This is a genomic window from Streptomyces atratus, assembly GCF_040655115.1.
GTDB lineage: Bacteria > Actinomycetota > Actinomycetes > Streptomycetales > Streptomycetaceae > Streptomyces > Streptomyces atratus_D.
In genome coordinates, this window is record NZ_JBFAJH010000062.1 from 23,225 (window position 1) to 37,911 (window position 14,687).

The 14,687-nt window shown below is 71.2% G+C and carries 9 protein-coding genes and 1 pseudogene; 4 read left to right on the forward strand and 6 right to left on the reverse strand.

From position 1 onward, the window contains the following. Window positions 1-445: 445 nt before the first annotated feature. Window positions 446-2,116, forward strand: coding sequence for a regulator (locus AB0I23_RS36360; protein WP_359116357.1), 1,671 nt, complete (start codon window positions 446-448; stop codon window positions 2,114-2,116). A 119-nt stretch (window positions 2,117-2,235) separates the two neighbouring features. Here the strand turns inward: AB0I23_RS36360 and AB0I23_RS36365 are convergent, their stop codons facing one another. The 4 genes from AB0I23_RS36365 to AB0I23_RS36380 all read right to left on the reverse strand — a co-directional run bounded on the left by AB0I23_RS36365 (window position 2,236) and on the right by AB0I23_RS36380 (window position 9,312). Further along, window positions 2,236-4,488, reverse strand: a complete 2,253-nt coding sequence (locus tag AB0I23_RS36365; RefSeq protein WP_359116359.1) for an alpha-L-fucosidase — start codon at window positions 4,486-4,488, stop codon at window positions 2,236-2,238. A 17-nt stretch (window positions 4,489-4,505) separates the two neighbouring features. Next, window positions 4,506-6,677: a family 20 glycosylhydrolase gene (locus AB0I23_RS36370; protein ID WP_359116361.1), complete on the reverse strand. Its 2,172-nt coding sequence runs from the start codon at window positions 6,675-6,677 to the stop codon at window positions 4,506-4,508. A gap of 250 nt (window positions 6,678-6,927) precedes the next feature. Next, on the reverse strand, window positions 6,928-8,241 hold the full coding sequence (locus tag AB0I23_RS36375) for an NAD(P)/FAD-dependent oxidoreductase (protein WP_359116363.1): 1,314 nt from the start codon (window positions 8,239-8,241) through the stop codon (window positions 6,928-6,930). Between the two features lie 171 nt (window positions 8,242-8,412). Continuing rightward, complete coding sequence (locus AB0I23_RS36380; protein ID WP_037693941.1) at window positions 8,413-9,312, reverse strand: TIGR01777 family oxidoreductase; 900 nt, start codon at window positions 9,310-9,312, stop codon at window positions 8,413-8,415. On the opposite strand from AB0I23_RS36380, the gene AB0I23_RS36385 reads away from it, so the two are divergent. The 3 genes and pseudogenes from AB0I23_RS36385 to AB0I23_RS36395 all read left to right on the forward strand — a co-directional run bounded on the left by AB0I23_RS36385 (window position 9,311) and on the right by AB0I23_RS36395 (window position 12,220). Further along, the gene (locus AB0I23_RS36385) at window positions 9,311-9,709 is read left to right on the forward strand and encodes a hypothetical protein (RefSeq protein ID WP_359116366.1); all 399 of its coding nucleotides are present in this window, start codon (window positions 9,311-9,313) and stop codon (window positions 9,707-9,709) included. The two genes, AB0I23_RS36380 and AB0I23_RS36385, sit on opposite strands and share 2 nt — an antisense overlap. A 63-nt stretch (window positions 9,710-9,772) precedes the next feature. Further along, window positions 9,773-11,395, forward strand: a pseudogene (locus tag AB0I23_RS36390) (IS200/IS605 family accessory protein TnpB-related protein); the annotation flags it as partial. 306 nt (window positions 11,396-11,701) lie between these two features. After that, a complete protein-coding gene (locus AB0I23_RS36395) occupies window positions 11,702-12,220 on the forward strand; it encodes a GNAT family N-acetyltransferase (RefSeq protein ID WP_359116369.1) in 519 nt (172 codons plus the stop codon). Between the two features lie 522 nt (window positions 12,221-12,742). Here AB0I23_RS36395 and AB0I23_RS36400 read toward each other — a convergent pair. Next, window positions 12,743-13,264: a DUF4240 domain-containing protein gene (locus AB0I23_RS36400; protein ID WP_359116374.1), complete on the reverse strand. Its 522-nt coding sequence runs from the start codon at window positions 13,262-13,264 to the stop codon at window positions 12,743-12,745. 61 nt (window positions 13,265-13,325) lie between these two features. Next, window positions 13,326-14,297: a helix-turn-helix transcriptional regulator gene (locus AB0I23_RS36405; protein WP_359116371.1), complete on the reverse strand. Its 972-nt coding sequence runs from the start codon at window positions 14,295-14,297 to the stop codon at window positions 13,326-13,328. Between the last annotated feature and the right edge of the window lie 390 nt (window positions 14,298-14,687).

A 14,687-nucleotide genomic window follows, 5' to 3' on the forward strand; every position in this document is an offset into this window, starting at 1 on the left:
GGACCCGGAGGGTGCCCCGGAACCACGTCACCATGCACTGATTCGCGCCCCGGGCCACTGTACGACCGCCCCGGGAGCGGTGGCCCGGCAGGTTGTTCCCGTCAGCGCCACCCCCAATCCTCACACGATCGGATGAATGTGAAGCGAAGGAGACTGCGGCCGCCGTAGGGCCCGCTACATTCGCGCCGTTCCATAAGACCGACCGGCAATTGGGGGCGGCGTCACGGGGCTGGGGCGCTGGGGCACGCACCTCGCGGCGTTGCCGTCAATCACCATGTTCCCCGAACTCTCGGCTTCGCTCGAGCACGGGAGGCCCCATTCGCCATGGCTCGATCCTCCGCCTCGCGATGCACGCACCCCGGCCCCGCTCCTTCACCCACCCCCCGATTGCCGGTCGGCCCAAGGGCTGCCCGCCCGGCCCCGAAGGCAGGAGACCGTACAGCTGATGTCGGAACGACCTCCGCAGCGCACCCCCAACCGCCGGCTCGCCTCGCTCATCACCGAGGCCGGATTCTCGAACGCCGGTCTCGCCCGCCGGGTGGACCAGCTGGGCCTCGAACACGGCCTCGATCTGCGCTACGACAAGACCTCCGTGACCCGCTGGCTGCGCGGCCAGCAACCGCGCGGGACCACGCCCGCACTGATCGCCGAGGTCTTCACCCGGCGGCTCGGACGGCGGCTCTCCGCGCAGGACCTGGGCCTCGACGCCTGTGCGCCCGTCTACGCCGGCCTGGAGTTCGCCGCCACTCCGGCCGAGGCGGTGGACATCGTCAGCGGCCTGTGGCGGAAGGACTCGGGCAGCCATGCGGAGCTGCGCAAGATCGCCTTCACCCCGGCCGGGCTCGTGGTGCCCAGCCGCGACTGGCTGATCGGGCGGGCCGACGAGTGGGTGGGGCGGGGGAGCGAGACGGCTGCCCCCGGCGGGGGCAGCGGAACCCGGACGGCGCCGGTGCTCGGTGCGCAGCGTGGGCCGGTGGGGGCGGGTGGGTCCCGTGGTTCGCACGCCGGGGCGCACGCCACAGCCCACCCGGGGGCGCACGGGTTCCACGGGGCGAGCGGGCCCGGCGGCCGGTACGGCGCCCGGGGGCCCGCGCCCGCCAGGCCGTCCGGGTCCGCCGCGTCGCCCCCCGCCGGGTCCCTCGTGCCCCTCGTGCCACCGGCTGCCGGCGTCCCCGGCGTCCCCCAGCAGCGGCAGACCGACCGCGGATCCGGCCAGAAGGTCAGCGGCGGCGATGTCGCCGCCCTGCGTTCCGTCGGCGAGCTCTTCCGCACCCTCGACAACGCCTACGGCGGCGGCCACGCCCGCCAGGCACTCGTCCGCTACCTGGAGCACGAGGCCGAGCCGATGCTCCGCGGGACGTACGGCGAGGCCACCGGACGGCGGCTCTTCTCGGCAGCCGCCGATCTGACCCGACTGGCGGGCTGGACCTCGTACGACATCGCGGCGCACGGTCTCGCCCAGCGCTACTTCGTCCAGGCGCTGCGGCTCGCGCAGGCGGCGGGGGACCGGGCCTACGGCAGTTACGTGCTGATCACCATGAGTCGGCAGGCGCTCTATCTCGGGCACGGCAGGGAAGCCGTCCAGCTGGCGCGCGTCGCCCAGCAGGGCATCGGCTCGTCGGCGCCGCCCGTCGTCCTGGCCCTGCTGCACGCCGTCGAGGCGCGCGGGCACGGCGTGCTCGGCGAGGCCAGGACCTGCGCGGCCTCGCTGGCGCGGGCGGAACGCGCGCTGGAGACCGCCCGGCCAGGGGACGACGTACCGTACTGGACGCGCTACTTCGACGAGGCGCAGCTCGCCGACGAGTTCGGGCACTGCCACCGCGATCTGCAGCAGTACCGGGCCGCCGTCCAGCACGCGGAGCGCTCGCTGCAGCTCCGCGCCCCGGGGTATGCCCGGAGCAGGCTGTTCTGCCGGGTGGTGCTGGCATCCGCCCGGCTCGGACTCGGTGAGCTCGACCAGGCGTGTCTGCTCGGGGCGGAGGCGGCCCAGCAGGCGGCGGAGATGCGGTCGGTGCGGGCGACGGAGTACGTACGGGACTTCGAGCGCCGCCTTGAGCCGTACCGGGACGCGGCTGCGGTACGCGGATACCGGGACCGGGTCGCGGCCCTCGGGTGATCCCTCCCGCGGGACCACGCGGATGACGCTTCCGCGTGACTCCGGCGCGCGACAGAACGGGTGGTGGCCCGGACCGGGAGCGATCGGTCCGGGCCACCACCCGTTTCGGCAGGGCTCTCTCAGTGCCCGCGCACCTCGACCTCCGCCAGCGACAGCGGGTCGGTGCCGGAGGTCAGTTGCACGCGGACGTACCTGCCGGAGGTGCCCGCCGGGAGCTGCACGGTGGACGGCAGTCCGGCCCGGCCGGTGACATGCACCGCCGTCACACCGGGTGCGGTCCGTGCGTCATCGAGTCCGTCGGCCGTGATCGGGGTGTCCGAGGTCAGGACCCAGAAGTCCTTCAGCCGGTCGGAGCAGCAGTCGGTGCGGTTCCAGATGTCGACTGCGGACAGTGACTTCGAGGCGCCCAGGTCGACCTGCCACCACGCCTGCGACGAGGGCTCCGCGGTGTGGGTCACCGAGCCCGACCCGAAGGAGCCGTCGGTGTTCCCGTCGACGGCGCGCGAGGCAGGGGCGTCCCATGCGGTGCTCTTCTGGGTGGCCGGCTTGTTACGGGCGAGGTTCTCCGGGGCCACCGTGACCTTGACCGCCGTGGTGGTCGTGAGAGGGCCGTGCCGCAGGGTGATGTTCAGTGTGTACGTACCGGGGGCCGCGGAAGCGGGCGGCGTCAGGGTGAACGGGACCTTCGCGTCCGCGCCCGGCGCCAACGGGTCCACGCGGGTGGCCGCCGGGGTGACGGTCCAGCCCTCGGCTCCGGACAGCCCGATCCTGGTCTCGGATGCGCGCGTACGGGCGGTGTTGGTGAGGGTCAGGGTGCCGTCGGCGGCGCGCCCGGGGTTGACCTCCTTCGGCAGTTCGGTCCTCGTGCGGACGAGGGTGTTCACGCCCGGAGTGGTGACCTTGAAGACGTACGCGCTCGTGCTCCTGGTGGCCGACGCCCCCTCCTTCGGCGTCTCGACGATCACGCGGCCTGCGGAGTCCTTGTGCCAGGGCAGTGCGCTGCCGTCCGAACCGAGCAGCGTGATACGGGAGTCGGCGGCGACGGGCGTGTCGGCGCCGAGGGTGAGTTCGGCGCCGGGCCACTCCAGCGCGGTCGCGTACAGCGTGCCGTCCTTCACCGTGTAGCGGATCTTGTCGTCTCCGGTCGGTTCCTCGGCGTGGTGCCAGTAGGTCGTCCCGTAGATCGCCTCGCCGTTGATCTTCAGCCAGGCTCCGATGTCGAGCAGCCGCTGCTGCTGGATCTCGGGGATGGTGCCGTCGGCGCGCGGGCCGATGTCGAGCAGCAGGTTGCCGTTCTTGCTGACGATGTCGGTGAGCGAGTCGATCAACTGGTCGGAGGTGAGGTGGTCCTCCTCGGGCTCGTTCTGGTTGTAGCCGTAGGAGTGCGCGATGCCCCGGCTGGCCTCCCACTTGTTCGGGTCGATGTCCGGTTTGACCGTGTACTCGGGGGTCTGGAAGTCGAGTTCCTTGCTGTCCAGCGCACCGGTCTCGATCTTGCAGCGGTTGGCGACCGCGACTTCCTTCGGGTGCGCCCGGTTCTTGGCGCGGTTGTAGTAGTCGGCGATGACGGGCGCGGTCTTCCAGTACGAGGCGGGTTTGTCCCACTGCCCGTCGCACCAGATGATGTCGGGATCGTACTGATCGATCAGCTCGTTCATTTGCGGGACCATGTAGTCGCCGACGTAGTCCTTGACCGACGGGGCTCCGGTGTACGGGACTTCGGCGCCGGTGTACGGGTTGCGGACCGGGCTGCCGGTGAACGACGGGTTGTACCACTCGTACAGTGAGTAGTAGAAGCCCGCCTTCAGCTGCCCGCCCTCGGTGTCCTTGCGCGCCGCCTTGAACAGGTCGCCCGCCAGGTCGCGCTTCGGGCCGAGGTCCACGGTGTCGCGTCCGCTGACCTTGCTGTCGAACAGCGCGACGCCTTCATGGTGCTTGGAGGTCAGCACGAAGTATTTGGCACCGGCGTCCTTGAACAGCTTCACCCAGGCGTCCGGGTCGTACTTCTCGGCCTTCCACCGGCCGATGAAGTCGTCGTAGTTCGCGGCCGTGCCGTAGGTGTCCTTCTGGTGGGTGTTGGTCGCGCTGCCCTTGCTGTTCATGTAGTACCAGTACCACTCGGCGTAGCTGCCGCGCGGGCCCCAGGCGGGCACCGAATAGGCGCCCCAGTGGATGAAGATGCCGAACTTGTCGTCGTTGAACCACGTCGGCGTGGGGTGGCTGTTGAGGGACTCCACCGTCGGCTCGTAGTCCTTCGACGGGGGTTCGGGCGCGGCGGAGGCCGGGGTGGTCAGGAGGCCGGCGAGGGCCGCCAGGGCCGTCGCTCCGACGAGTCTGGTACGGGTACGGGCATGGGTGCGGGTGCGGGTCACTGCGGGTTCCCTTCGGGTCAGCGGTCGTAGTGCGCGTAGTCGGCCCGGACCTGTTCGGGGCTCAACGCCTCGTCCCAGGTGGTGACTTCGTCGAGATCTCCGCGCAGCCCGGCCTTCTCGGTGCCTATCGAGCGCAGCGGGAGCGGAATGGACGCGTCGACCGTGCCGACGCGCTCGCCGTTCGCATACAGGGTGGTGCGGCCCGGCTCGGTGACCCAGGTCAACTGGACCCACTGGTTCAGCGGCATGGTGTAGTCGAAGCTGTGATCGGCCGCGCCGTACCGGGTGAAGCCGACCTTGCCGGTGCCCCACTGCTGGAGTTTGAGCGCGCCGGCCTTCGAGCTGAGCAGCACCTGGTCACTGGTCCTGCCGGTCGTCCTGACCCAGCCGGAGACGGTCCACGGTTCTGCCAGGTCGAGGCCGCCGAAGCCCACCCCGTCGCGGTCGCTGTCGAAGCGCCAGGCCTGGCCGCTCACCCCGTCCGGGACCGGAGTGGGGTTGTTGATGATGTACGAGGTGCCGGGCAGGTTCCCCGCGGTGTCCTCGGCGAAGATCGTGTTGCCGGGGCTGCCGGCCCACGTCCAGCCGCTCGGGTACGAGGCCTGGTCGAAGGTCCAGCGGTGGCTCGGGCGGCCGTCGTCGACCCGGGGTGTCACCGGGTCGGGCCGCAGGCCGGGCGGGTCGCCGAGCCGGGCGACCAGTGCCCGGAAGTCCTGCACGGTGTCCGGGGTGGCGGAGGCGTTCCAGGAGCGGTCCGCGATGATCGCGCGCGCGGTGGCCATCTGCTGCTCGAAGTAGCCGTCGTCGGCCCAGAAGTTGTAGTCGGCCCAGTTCATCAGACCGGATCCGAGGAGATCCGGTGCGGTGCTGGGCACCCAGGAGTCGTACATCCACGGCTCGTTCGGGTACAAGTGGTGATAGTTGTTCGGCGTGTCGTAGAACGGGCCGATGGCGATCTCGTCGTGGCCGGGGATGACGGGCTCGGTGCCGGTCCCCTCCCAGGTCAGGAACACCACGGGCGCGTGGACCCGCTGCTGGGGCGCGGCGAGGTGCTCGGAGCCGTTGTAGATCGCGGTGCGCTTGCCGTGCTCGGCGACGACGTCGTCGAGGGTGTTGATGTAGCGGTTCAGCAGGTCACCGAGGGTGCTGGTGTCCGGGTCGGCGGCGAGATAGTTCTTGACGCGGGGGCAGTTGGCGAGCTGGCCGGGCAACTCGTCGGCGCCGATGCTGAACAGCGGGGCGTCGAACCAGCCGGCGAACTCGTCGACGATCCGGCGGGTCACCGCGACCGCCTTCTCGCTGGTGAGGTCGACCATCCAGTTCGGCGTGAGGTGCGAGTGGGTGTGTGCCTGGGTGCACGGTTCGGGGCCGTCACCGAAGCCGATTCCGAAGGCGTCGGTGATCACGGTGGCGTGTCCGGGCACGTCGATACCGGGCATCACCTGCACGTGATAGCGGGCGGCGACACGCTTCAGCCGCTCGATGGCGGCGCGGTCGTAGCTGTGTGCGGGGTCCGCGAGTCCGGGGAACTCCGGGCTGAAGAGACGGAAGCCCTCGGAGTCGGAGAACTGCAGGAACAGGGTGTTGAGCTTCTGGTCGGCCATCCGGCGGACCAGTTTCTCCAGGTACTCCGGCTGCCAGTACTTGCGGCCCGCGTCGAGCATGGTCATCCGGACCGGCTGGGCGGGACGGTCGGTGGAGACGGCCTTCGGCACGGTGAGGTGATCGGGAGCGGTGCGCAGCAGCTGCAGGAGCGTGCGCGTCCCGTAGAACAGGCCGTGGGTGGAGGCGGCTTCGATGCGGACGGCGTCCGTGCTCTCGAACCGGTAGCCCTCCGCACCCAGTGCCCCGTGCTCGGTGAGCGTCAGCACGATGTCGCCGGCCCGTGCGTGCCGGATGTCGCTGCTGACGGTCGGAGCGACCCCACTGACCTGGGTCAGCTCCGCACGCAACTGTTTGGCCAGTTCCTGCACGGACTGCCGTGCGGGGCCCGGGAGTTCGGCTTGCCCGGAAGGGAGCGCGGTCGTGGAGCGGGACCGGGGGTCCACCAGGATGCGGGTCCCCGCCGACAGCTGTGTGTGGCCGCCCGGTTCGGTCCACTGGGTCGGTCTGGGAACAACGGGCGGCCCTGGGGCGGCCGTTGTGGTGCCTGTGCTCGATGCGGGTTCGTCCGGAGGCTCGTTCGCCACCGCGACGGGAGTGAGAGATCCGATGACTAGAGCTATAAGGAGCGGCAAGACGGGCATGGCTCGGCGCACTACGGTCTCCTGAAGTCCGGTTCCGCCAGGACCGTAGCGGTAGATGTGTCGCGCGACAAGGGTGTTTGCGGGAGTGGTGTGGACCACTTTCGAAAACAGGAGGTGGGTCGATAGATCCGATCTGTAAGGGGTGTTGGGGGTTGGGGTCGGCCGGACCGGGGCAGGATGTGCGCGGGTGGACTCAGGCCGCTCCGCGCAGCTCCGCCTCCAGGTGGCCGGGCCGGATGCCCAGATCGCCGAGGATGGCGTGCGCCGCGCGGCGGCCCGAGAACAGGGCACCCTGCACCGTGCTCGTGTCCCGGTGGTCGCCGCACACGTAGAGTCCGGCGAGCAGCCTGACCGGGCGGCGCAGATCGTGCGGGGGCGGCATGGCGGGGACCGCCTCCGGGTCGTGGTGGGCGGCCAGCAGTTCCCAGTCGTCCGTCGGGGTGCCGTACAGCGCGGCGAGATGGGTGCGGACCGACCGGTCGAGATCGGGCGGCGGGGTGCCGAGCACCGTCGACGTGATCAGGGTCCGGCCGTGCGGGGCGCGTGAGGGGTCGACCTCGCTCATCACGCAGGTGTGGGCGACCGGGCCCGAGCGGTCGGCGTCCAGCAGCAGCGAGGCGCCGGTCGGCGGGGGAGTGGGGGCGGTGTGGTGCAGGACCGTCACCGGATGGAAGGGCGGCACCCGCAGACCGGGCAGCAGCTCGGCGGCGGCGCTCGCGCCGGTGGCCAGCAGCAGGGAACGGCAGCCCAGTTCACCGTGTTCCTTGGTGTGTACGGAGGTGATGTCGGCGGCGGTGACATGGACCCCGGTCCGCACGGTGCCGGGCGGCAGGGCCGCCGCCAGCAGTTCGGGCAGAGTGGCCGAGCCGCCGGACGGTACGCACAGCCGGCCGCGCGCGTAGCCGCGCAGGGCGAGATCGGCGCACCGGCTCGATGTGGTGAGCCCGGGGTCGCTGAGCAGTGCGGCGAGCAGCGGGCGCAGGAAGCCGTTGACCGTACGGGAGGGCAGGCCGCGCGTGGACAGGGAGGCGAGCGCGGTCCGCTCCGGCCGGGCCAGGATGCGGGCGGCCGGGGTGGTCGCGAGCCGGGCGAGGGCCGCGCCGAGCCTGGCCTGGTCGATCGGCCCGCCCATCGGCGGGCGGGGGGCGCTCGCCAGGGCGCGCGCCGCCTTGAATGCGCCCCGCGCGCTCCGTGCCTGGCGCGCATCGCCGGTCCGGTACTGGCGGCCCTCGCTGTGGACGAGAACCCCGGGAGCGAAGTTCCGCAGCAGAAGCCCTTCGAGGCCGGGTGCGGTGCGCAGTTCCGGATACGAGGTGCTGAGGAGCGGGCCGATGTGGTCGAGCCGGAACCCGTCCACCTCCTCGGTGGTCATCCGGCCGCCGACGTGTGGATCGGCCTCCAGGACGCTGACGCTGACCCCTGCACTGGTCAATAGACGGGCTGCTGACAGGCCGGCGATCCCGGCACCGATGATGACGACGTCCGCGTGGTGTGCCGTGCTGAGCATGTGCCCCTCCCCGAGTCGGCGCAACTGCTGGGAGGCTCTTGCCCCCAACAGGCCCCCGGAATGCCCGAGTTCGCCATGAGGCTAGGAGGGGGTCCGGTGCGGGCACAGTCGCGCGCGGCCCGGGGCACCGTTGCACGGGGTCGCGCACTTGTGTGATTCGACCGTCCGCGGTCAGCGCAGCGCCGCGCGAATGGCGCCGTCGATGCCGGGGAAGGCGAAGGTGAATCCCGAGTCCAGCAGCCGTGCGGGCAGTACCCGTTGGCTGCCCAGCACATCCTCCGCGAAGTCCCCCAGGGCGATCCGGAGCGCGGGTGCCGGGACGGTGAACAGCGTCGGACGGTGCAGCACGCGCCCCATCGCGGCTGTCACCTCGCCGTTGGTCACGGGCCCGGGACCGGTCAGGTTCACCGGTCCGGACAGCGACTCCGTGTCGAGGAGGTGTCGCAGGGCCGCGATGTGGTCGTGCAGGGCGATGAAGCTCCAGTACTGGCGCCCGCTGCCGATCCGCCCGCCGAGCCCCGCCCGGAACAGGGGGAACAGCCGCCCCCAGGCCCCGCCCTCCCGGGCGACGACCAGACCTGTGCGCGCGTACACCGTTCGGATGCCTGCCGCCTCCGCCGGAGCCGCGGCGGCCTCCCAGTCCACGCAGACGGACGGCAGGAAGCCCGTGCCGTGCGGAGCGCTCTCGTCGACCGCACGGTCCCCGGTGTCGCCGTAGTAGCCGATGGCGGACCCGCACAGCAGCATCTTCGGCGGTACGTCGAGGGAAGCCACCGCCTCGGCGATCGCCGCCGTGCCCAGCACCCGGCTGTCCCGGATCTCCCGCTTGTACTCCTCCGTCCAGCGGTGGTCGCCGACCCCGGCGCCGGCGAGATGGACGACGGCGTCGCAGCCGACCAGGCCCGCCCCGTCGACGTAACCCCGCTTCGGATCCCACTCGACCTCGTCCCCGGCACGCGCCGGGTGCCGGACGAGGCGCACCACCTCGTGTCCGTCGGCCCGCAGCGAGCGCACCAGCGCGGCTCCGATGAGTCCGGTGGATCCGGTGACAGCGATACGGGAGTACACCATGGCCCCATCCTGCCGCAGCGACGTACGGGACGCCTCGCCCGTCTCACTCGTCACGCCCGAATCACTCGAACAGCAGTTGCAGGGCGACATCCCGGTAATGGCGCACATGCCGCAGGGCGCAGGGCGCAGACCGCCGCCTCGCTTCGACTTCGGTAAGGAGGCCAAGGAGTGGATGAAACCCCTCGTCCACGGTCACGAGGTCGACCTCGTCGAGTTCTGCGGCAACTGGTACGTGGACGACCTGCCGCCCATGATGTTCAACAAACACGCGCACAACAGCCAGGGGTTGCGAGCTGCTGTCGGTTTACTGAGCCGAGGTGAGTGGTGGCGTGCGGGAGTGAGTCCTGGCGGTGCGTTCGCGGGGGTGGGAACGGGGGTTCTGGGGCCGAATGGGTGACCTTGGTGGCTGCTGCTCGTTGGGTCGGGTGGCAGGTGTCCGGCCTGGGCGGGGGGTGATGTGGTGGGTGGTCTGCGGAAGTTGGCCGTGCCTTTCGTGGTGCTCGGGCCTTGCGGGGTGGCGATCCGGGACCGGCTGGGGCACCTCACCCCCCACGACGAGATGGTGCTGCGCGCGGTCGGCGAGCACCAGGGTGCGCTGGCTTCCGGTGATCTCAAGGCTCGCTGTGCGGACGGCCACGATCACAGCGCTCAGACGTGGGCGGCGCGTAAGCGGGAGCTGACGGCACTGTCGTCGTCGCGGATCGCGGGTGCGATCACCAAAGCCACGCACGATCAGTGGGCGCTCGCACGCCGTTGCCAGGCGGCGCATATCCAGAAGCTGGCGGCCGGGATCAAGACGTTGCGGCACCGCCTGTCCCTCCCGCTCGGGGCGCCCGGAACGAAGCGGGCTGCGGGCGGTTACCGGTCGAAGAACGAGTGGTTCCGCAAGTCCCGCCGACTTGCGGCACTGGAGGCGCGGCATGCTGCTGCTGTCGCGGAGTGGCAGGTCGGACGGGTGCGGGTGGTGCGGGGCGGTAAACGTCTCCTCAACACCCGCCACCACCTCACCCAGGCCCAGCTCACCGAAGACCAGTGGCGGGAACGCTGGGAAGCGGAACGCTGGTTCATCGCTGCCGACGGTGAGTCGGGGAAGCGGTTCGGGAACGAGACGATCCGCGTCACCCCGGACGGCGAGGTCAGCATCAAGCTGCCTGCCCCGCTCGCGCACCTGGCCAACGCCCGGCACGGCCGGTACATCCTCACCGCCCGTATCGGCTTCGCGCACCGGGGCGCGGAGTGGGCCGACCGCATCACCACGAACCGGTCCGTCGCCTACCGCATCCACCTCGATACGGAGCGAGGCCGCTGGTATCTCACCGCGTCCTGGCAACGCCCCGTCATCCAGACCATCCCGTTGGAGACTGCCCGCGCCCGGGGCATGGTCGGCGTCGACACCAACGCCGACCACTTCGCCGCCTACCTGCTCGACCGGCACGGCAATCCGGTCGGTGATCCGCACCGCTTCCCCTACGACCTGTCCGGCACCGCCGCTCACCGCGACGCCCAGATCCGCCACGCGCTGACCCGCCTGATCAACTGGGCCAAGCAGGCCGGTGTCGCCGCGATCGGCATCGAAGACCTCGACTTCACCACCGAGAAGACCCGGGAGAAGCACGGCCGCCAGAAGCGGTTCCGGCAGCTGATCTCCGGCATCCCGACCGGCAAGCTCAAGGCCCGGCTGGTGTCGATGGCCGCCGAACAGGGCCTCGCGGTCGTCGCGGTCGACCCCGCCTACACCTCCCTGTGGGGTGCCCAGCACTGGCAGAAACCGCTGGTCACCTCCCACCGCACGATGTCCCGTCACGATGCCGCCGGTATCGCGATCGGACGACGCGCCCTCGGACACCCGGTCCGGCGTCGGACGGCACCGCCCCCACACGACCGGAGTGATCGTGCGGGGCATCGGACCGTCCAGGCCGAACCAGGCGCCCGGGGGCGTGAGGGAACCCGCCCACCCACAACGGACCACGCCCCTGGAGGCGTGCCGCCGAGCGGGAAGCGAAAGCGGGAACCCAGCGCATCCAAAACCGTTCGGGATGCGCCCAGCACGCAACAGTGGGTCCAAGACTCACTTACGCACACTGGTGAGGAACGGTACGTGAGCCCGCGCCAGCTGGAACAGGACTGGCGCGACCAGTTCGACTGGGTCCACCGCGAGCTCGACTACGCGGTCCTGCCCATCACCCTGCACCCGGACGTCAGCGGCCGCCCGCAGGTGCTCCTCATGCTGGAACGCTTCATCGAGTACGTCTCCGGACATGAGGGCGTCAGCTTCTGCACCCTGGAGGACGCGGCCGACGACTTCCGCCGCCGCTTCCCGTTCGGCTCCGCCGAGCGCCCGGCGGATATGCGATGACGCGACCGGGCGGGTCGTGGCACAGTGGCGCCCATGCCTGAGCTCCGCACCCGCCCCGTGCGCCCCGCCGTTCACTCCGACGACACCGCTCTCGGAGAGCTCGACCGGGCCACGTGGTCGACCCTCCACGCCGTACAGCCGCGGCCGCACCCGCCGTACGAACCGTTCTTCAACGACCGCAACCTGCCCGAGCAGCTGCTCGTGGCCGAGGCGGAGGACCCGGCGGGCGCGATACGCATCGCCGGCTACATCCGGGTCGTCGCACCGACCCCGCTCGCCTGCAATGCGCATGTGCGCCAGATACAGGGCCTCGCCGTGGCCGACTGGGCGCGCGGCAGCGGCGTCGCCAGAGGGCTGCTGCGGGCCGCGTTCGCGCTGGCCCGCAACGAGGGGGCGAACCGGATGACGCTGCGCGTGCTCGGGCACAATGCGCCCGCGCGGGCGCTGTACGAGTCGGAGGGGTTCGCCGTCGAGGGCGTGCTGCCCGGCGAGTTCTTCCTGGGCGGGCGATACGTCGACGACGTGATGATGGGCCGCTCGCTCGCCCCGTGACGGCTTACGGCCTCACCCGCGACCGTTACCGTCCCACCCCTTGAACAGCCTTATGCCGCCCATCAGTTGGTGCAGGCGGCGCACCGCGAGAACGGCGGGGGAGCCGGCCCCGCCGTCGGCGCGTCGGTGACCGCCCAGGCCTCAAGCGCCGCACCGCGTCCGTGGCGGCCGCAGCGGCCGGCCGGACCTCCAGCGGGTCCGCGCCCTCACCGGCCGGCCGTGCCGGCACCGGCAGCAGCCGCTCCTCCGAATCCTGATCGGCCCGGTACCGGACGGCGCGCAGTGCCGGATCGTCCTGTGCCGCCCGCAGCAGACCGCGCGTCCAGCCGATCTGCTCCGTGGCGTGCTCGTCGCGCGGGCTGAGCGCGTCCGTGACCGCACCCTCCAGCGCCTCGGCCGGCGGCACCCCCGGACCGGCCATGCCGGGCTCCGACGACGGTGCGTTCATCACGGGTACGGAGATCCGCGTCGACAGCGGCACCCACTTCTGAGCCGGGGTGCCCACAGCGGGGGCGGAGCGGCTCAGCCGGAGCCGAACCGCTCCCAGAGCAGGGGAAAACGTTCGGCCAGCGCCGCGTTGTCCTCGAAGCGGACGGGGGCGCCCTCCGGCTCGGCGGCCTGCGGCGGAAGGCCGAGGTCCGGCGCGACGACGCCGGTGAGCTGTTCGTACGCCTCGTCGGCCGCATAGCCGAGATCCTCGGCGTCCCCGTCGATCTCCTCGTCGAACTCGTCGAGGAGATCGGCGAGGCTGTCCGGATCGTGCACCGCCCCCTCGAAGACCTCCCGCCCCTGGCCGATCAGCCAGCACCGGAAGAAGTCGAAGGCGTCGTCGCTCGCGCCGCCGAGCAGCACGGCGGCGGCGCCCCACAGATCCCAGCGGTACGCGCGGTTGTAGCGGGCCTCGAAGTGCCGGGCGAAATCCAGCACGGATTCCGGATCGAGCCGCACCAGCCGTTCGACGAGCAGGTCGGCATGGTCCTCGGGGTCGCCCTCGGCGGCCTCGCGGGTGCTGTCGATGATCTCCCAGAACTCCGTCTCGTCCATCACGGGTCAAGCATCGGCCTTGGTGGCAGGCGATGCACGCGGAGACACCGAAAAGAAGCCCTCAGCGATAGAGATCGCTCAGCCGTTCGGCGGCAGCGGCGAAGCGGTTCCGCAGCGCGAGCGGTTCGAGAACCTCCAACTCCGGCCCCAGGGACAGCAGCTGGTCGTACGCGACGTCCAGGGACTCCACGGGCAGGGTGACGGTGCGCCACCCGTCGGTGCCGGGCAGCCCGGCCGCCTCCAGTGCGTCCTGGACGGCCGAACGGTCCATGGCGTGCGGCAGCCGGCCTGCTCCCGCCTCCGACACCCGCACCGTCACCTCGGTCCGAAGGATCGAGCGGGCGAACTGCGCGGCCTGTTCGTCCCAGAAGCCCGGAAGATCGAAGTCGTCGTCGCGTACGAACCGTTCGTCCGACACGGTCACGGCGGTGAAGCGGTCGATGCGGTACACCCGGAAATCCGTCCCGGCGCGGGCGCACACGTACCAGACCCCGGCCTTGAGAACGAGTCCGTACGGTGCCAGCTCCCGCTCGACCTCACCGCCCGCACCGCCGCGCCGGTAACGGGCACTGACCATCCGGTCGTCCCAGACGGCCTCCGCGACGGGGGTCAGCAACTCGGGTGTGACGGGCTCCTGATACCAGCCGGGTGCATCCAGATGGAAGCGCCCGGCGGCGGTGTCGGAGGCGTCCCGCAGGGAGGGCAGCAGCGCGGCGGACACCTTGAGCCGGGCGGCGGACGCGGCGTCCTGGAGCCCCATCTCGCGCAGCGCGGACGGCAGCCCGGAGAGGAAGAGCGCCTCGGCCTCGTTACGGGCCAGCCCGGTGAGCCCGGTCCGGTACCCGCCGACGAGCCGGTAGCCGCCGGCCCGGCCGCGGTCCGCGTACACGGGAACCCCCGCCTCGGAGAGAGCCTGGGCGTCCCGGGTGACGGTCCGTTCGGACACCTCCAGCTCCCGGGCGAGCTCGGCGGCGGTCATGGCGGACCGGGACTGAAGAAGCAGCACCATCTTGATGAGCCGGGCAGCACGCATGGGCCCAAGTGTGCCGTGCCCTCGATGGCCGGGCGGGTTCGAAGATGCCCTGGTCCGCCGGGCGGGCTCGAGAACCAAGCCCGCCTAGGGGGTTCACAACTGCTGGGCACACAAGCCGCTTTGGTGAACATGGGCACGATGGGGTGAACGGTGCGACGATCTGTGGGCATGGCTGGCGGGGTGTGCGTAACGTCCTCGGTGCGATCTGGGACGCCGGGTGTGGTGTCAGCAGTCGGGGCCCCCGTGTCACCAGCGAGATGGTTCGGGGCCTCCCCGTCGCCTCTGGCCGCACCCATATGGCCGGGTCGTAGGGATTCCGCCCGCCCGGGACGGACCGCATACGGGATGTGCGTCGCCGACCGGGACGCGAAAGCGGAGGACCAGTGCGCC

Coding starts and splice junctions, on each gene's coding strand:
- AB0I23_RS36380 (WP_037693941.1), bottom strand. CDS start 9,312: ATGGTGTACTCCCGTATCGCTGTCACCGGATCCACCGGACTCATCGGA.
- AB0I23_RS36405 (WP_359116371.1), bottom strand. CDS start 14,297: ATGCGTGCTGCCCGGCTCATCAAGATGGTGCTGCTTCTTCAGTCCCGG.
- AB0I23_RS36400 (WP_359116374.1), bottom strand. CDS start 13,264: ATGGACGAGACGGAGTTCTGGGAGATCATCGACAGCACCCGCGAGGCC.
- AB0I23_RS36375 (WP_359116363.1), bottom strand. CDS start 8,241: ATGCTCAGCACGGCACACCACGCGGACGTCGTCATCATCGGTGCCGGG.
- AB0I23_RS36360 (WP_359116357.1), top strand. CDS start 446: ATGTCGGAACGACCTCCGCAGCGCACCCCCAACCGCCGGCTCGCCTCG.
- AB0I23_RS36395 (WP_359116369.1), top strand. CDS start 11,702: ATGCCTGAGCTCCGCACCCGCCCCGTGCGCCCCGCCGTTCACTCCGAC.
- AB0I23_RS36385 (WP_359116366.1), top strand. CDS start 9,311: ATGGCCCCATCCTGCCGCAGCGACGTACGGGACGCCTCGCCCGTCTCA.